This is a genomic window from Kitasatospora sp. NPDC057223 (assembly GCF_042669755.1).
GTDB lineage: Bacteria > Actinomycetota > Actinomycetes > Streptomycetales > Streptomycetaceae > Kitasatospora.
In genome coordinates this window covers 1-4,023 of record NZ_JBHUWW010000265.1, presented here as the reverse complement: position 1 = coordinate 4,023, position 4,023 = coordinate 1, and the positions used below count along the sequence as shown (strand labels likewise).

Annotated in this window: 3 protein-coding genes; 1 reads left to right on the top strand and 2 read right to left on the bottom strand. The window is 70.2% G+C overall.

Translation table 11 applies throughout. The annotated features are described in order from the left end of the window. Together ACFUK0_RS39685 and ACFUK0_RS39680 are read right to left on the bottom strand one after the other, a co-directional pair. Positions 1–893 (bottom strand): discoidin domain-containing protein (locus ACFUK0_RS39685; protein ID WP_380258869.1); only part of this gene is annotated, 893 nt, incomplete at its 3' end. A gap of 493 nt (positions 894–1,386) precedes the next feature. Then, on the bottom strand, positions 1,387–2,652 hold the full coding sequence (locus ACFUK0_RS39680; protein ID WP_380258867.1) for an ROK family protein: 1,266 nt from the start codon (positions 2,650–2,652) through the stop codon (positions 1,387–1,389). A 148-nt stretch (positions 2,653–2,800) separates the two neighbouring features. Here ACFUK0_RS39680 and ACFUK0_RS39675 point away from each other — a divergent pair. Further along, positions 2,801–4,023: ABC transporter substrate-binding protein (locus ACFUK0_RS39675; RefSeq protein ID WP_380258865.1), on the top strand; the 1,223-nt coding region annotated here is incomplete at its 3' end.

Here is a 4,023-nt window from a genome sequence, read left to right as displayed (position 1 = left end):
AAGACCTTCACGTTCGGGCCGAGGTCGCCACCGCCCTGGACCGGCGGCACGGTGCTCGTGCTGCCGGTGCGCACCGCGAACTCCCACAGGGAGTAGCCGTAACCGGTGTGGCGGTGGGTGCCGTTCATCCGGACGTAGCGGCCGGTGCCCGAGACGTTGAGGGTCTCGACGCCGCCGGTGCCGGTGGTCGTGGTGTAGACCGTGTTCCAGTTGGTGCCGTCGGGCGACAGCTGGATCTGGTAGCCGTCGCCGTACGCGGCCTCCCAGTTCAGGACGACCTGGCAGACCTGCTGGCTGGAGCCGAGGTCGACCTGCAGCCACTGCGGGTCGGAGGCGGCGGAGGCCCAGCGGGTGCCGGTGTTGCCGTCGACGGCGGCGGAGGCCAGGGTGCCGCCGTTCTCCGTCGAGGACGCGGTGGCGGTCTTGCCCTGGGCCGCGTTGTCGGTGGAGCAGGTCCCGCCGGTACCGCCCGAGGGGGTGCCGTAGACCTGGAACTCCCAGAGGGAGTAGCCGTAACCGGTGTGGCGGTGGGTGCCGTTCATCCGGACGTAGCGGCCGGTGCCCGAGACGTTGAGGGTCTCGACGCCGCCGGTGCCGGTGGTCGTGGTGTAGATCGTGTTCCAGGTGGTGCCGTCGGCGGAGACCTGGATCTGGTAGCCGTCGCCGTAGGCGGCCTCCCAGTTGAGGACGACCTTGTCGATCGCGGCGCTGACGCCGAGGTCGACCTGGATCCACTGCTGGTCGGTGGCGGCCGACGACCAGCGGGTCGCGGTGTTGCCGTCGACGGCGGCGGTGGCCGGGGTGCCGCCGTTCTCCGTGGAGGAGGAGGTGACCGTCTTGCCCTGGGAGATCAGGGCGCCGGCGGCGCTGGCGCTGGTGACCGGCAGGGCCATCGCGAGACCGGCGACGACGGCGGCTGCCGTGACGGCGGCCGGCACGCGGCGGAGCGGGGGACGGACTCTGGAGCCTGCTGAGGTGGGCCTCACGGGAACATCTCCTGCATGTGGGTGGGGTGCGGGGGATGGGGGCGCTGTCGCGCGACGCCGGTTGGGGCCGGTGGGGCGGGACGCGGGGCGGGTGCCGAGGGACACCTGCGGCGAACGGCGGAGACCGCCGGAAGATCGACCGGCGCTGTGCACCGGGACTCGGGAGAGCGCTCCCGGTTGGAGTGTTGCGGTGGCATATCCAGCGTGTCAAGAGCAGGTACAGCACTCTTGGTGCGAATCAACTTGCTACCGCTGGAGGGTTCCTGGGCCTCGGCCCAGCCCGCCGGGCGGGAAAGTCAGCAGGTCAGCGGCCTGACAGGGAGAGCGCTCCCCCGATGGTTCCGAGCAACCCGGTACGACCACCCCGCAGGCGATCGGACCGGGCACCGGCACACCCGGGTCAGCGCAGCACCCTGGCCTCCCGCGGTCCCGGCACCGGAACGTCGCCCCCGGTGTCGAGAAAACTGGCCAGCGGGAGCGTCGCGGCACCCATCGTGACGGCGTCCGGGCCGAGCAGCCCGAGTTCGATCGAGGTCTGCTCGCAGGGGAAGCGCAACGCGTACGAGCGGGCGGCGGCGCGGATCGCGGGCAGCAGCCTGGGCCCGAGCAGCAGACCGGCCCAGCCGCCGATCACGATGCGCTCCGGGTTGAACAGGTTGATCAGGTCGGCGATGCTCGCGCCGAGGTACTCGGCGGTCTCGCAGAGGAGCGCGTCGGCCACCGGATCGTCCCGCTCGGCGGCGGCGAGCAGGGCGGCCAGCCCGGCCTTCTCGCTGTCGCTGCCGGCCTCCTCGGCCACCCCCCAGCGTTCGACCAGCGCCTCTGCGCCGACGTACGCCTCCAGGCAGCCGCGCGAGCCGCAGCGGCACAGTCGTCCTCCGACGTGGACCTTGGTGTGGCCCCACTCGCCCGCGCTGCTGGTGGCGCCCCGGTAGGGCGTGCCGTTGGCGATCACGCAGGCCCCGACGCCGGAGCCGAACAGCGCGACCACGGCGTTCCCGGCGCCCCGGCCCGCACCGAACCACATCTCGGCCTGGCCGAGGGTCTTGGCGCCGTTGTCGATGTGCAGGGGCAGGTCGGTGCCCGCCCGCAGCAGCCGGCCGAGCGGGACGGCGTCCCAGTCGATGGTCTGGCTGTGCACCACGGCCCCGACGCCGCCCGGGTCGGCCGGGTCGGCCGCCGGATCGCCCTGTTCGACGATGCCCGGCACCCCGATCCCCACCCCGAGCACCCGGGTGCGGTCCGCACCCGTCCCGTCGAGGACTTCGGTGAGCCCGGCCAGGATCAGCTGGACGACGTGGGCGACGTCGTGGCCGTGGTCGGACAACGGCTGGTCGCAGGCGGCCAGTTCGGTCAGCGCCAGGTCGTACAGGGCGACCCTGACCTGTGTCTCCCCCACGTCCACGCCCGCCAGGTAGCCGCGTTCGGCGGCCACCTGGAGCAGGATTCGCGGCCGGCCCCCGTCGGAGTCGACCGAGCCGGCCTCCTCCACCAACCCGTCCGCCATGAGCTCGCCGACCACGTTGCTGATGGTCCCGCCACTGAGGCCGGTGTCGCGTACCAATTCGTTACGACTGAGCCGACCCTCGAAGTACAGGTGGCGCAGGACCGCCGATCTGTTGCCTCTTCGCAGGTCACGGACGGTCTGCTTGCTTCGCTCTGCCATTCGGACTCCCTCCTGACCGGAAATCTATCGCCGTCGGAGCTCTTGACGCCAGCTTTTCTCACAAGTTAAATCACGGCCTGAAGTAAGCCTCCGGGCTCGAAACTTCACCAAGAGTCGCTCACTCATCCCCTGAGAGGGGAACTACGTCATGCGTACGAGCCGGGTCATCGCCGCAACAGCCGTCGTGGCTGCACTCACCATCACCGCCACCGCCTGCGGCGGCGGCTCCACCTCCGGCAGCGGCGGGGGCGACAACAGCGCCCCCAAGACGCTCACCTACTGGGCCAGCAACCAGGGCACGAGCATCGAGAACGACAAGCAGGTGCTGGAGCCCGAGCTGAGAAAGTTCGAGCAGCAGACCGGCATCAAGGTCAACCTCGAGGTCGTGCCGTGGTCCGACCTGCTGAACCGGATCCTCGCCGCCACCGCCTCCGGCCAGGGCCCGGACGTCCTCAACATCGGCAACACCTGGTCGGCCTCGCTGCAGGCCACCGGCGCGCTGCTGCCCTGGGACGAGGCGGCCTTCGCCAAGATCGGCGGCAAGGACCGCTTCCTGCCGTCCACCATCGCCTCGGCCGGCGCCGCCGGCAAGGACCCGGCCGCCGTGCCGCTGTACTCGATGGCCTACGGCCTCTACTACAACAAGAAGCTGTTCGCCGCCGCCGGCATCGAGAAGGCCCCGGCGACCTGGGACGAGCTGGTCGCCGACGGCCAGAAGCTCACCAAGGACGGCAAGTACGGCCTGGCGATCGAGGGCGGCAACGTCTCCGAGAACGTCCACCACGCCTTCACCTTCGGCAAGCAGAACGGCGCGGACTTCTTCGACGCCGCCGGCAAGCCGACCTTCGACAGCCCCAACGCCGTCGCCGCGATCAAGCAGTACGTCGACTTCATCGCCAAGGACAAGATCGCCGCGCCCGGCAACGCCGAGTACTCCAACAACCAGACGCTGAGCGACTTCGCCACCGGCAAGGCCGCCATGATCATGTGGCAGTCCGCGGGCGCCAACCTCAAGTCCCAGGGCATGAACCCGGAGGACTACGGCGTCGCGCCCCTCCCGATCCAGGCGGGCGCCACCGGCGACAAGGCCGTCAAGTCGATGGTCGCGGGCATCAACCTCGCCGTCTTCAAGAACACCAAGAACCTCGACGGCTCGCTGTCCTTCGTGAAGTTCATGACCAGCAACGACGAGCAGAAGATCCTCAACTCCACCTACGGCAACATCCCGCCGGTGAAGGAGGCCGGCAAGGACCCGGTCTTCGCCACCCCGGACCTGACCACCCTGAACGACGTGCTGTCCAACAGCTCCGCGCCGCTGCCGCAGGTCGCCAACGAGAGCCAGTTCGAGACCCTGGTCGGCACCGCCGTCAA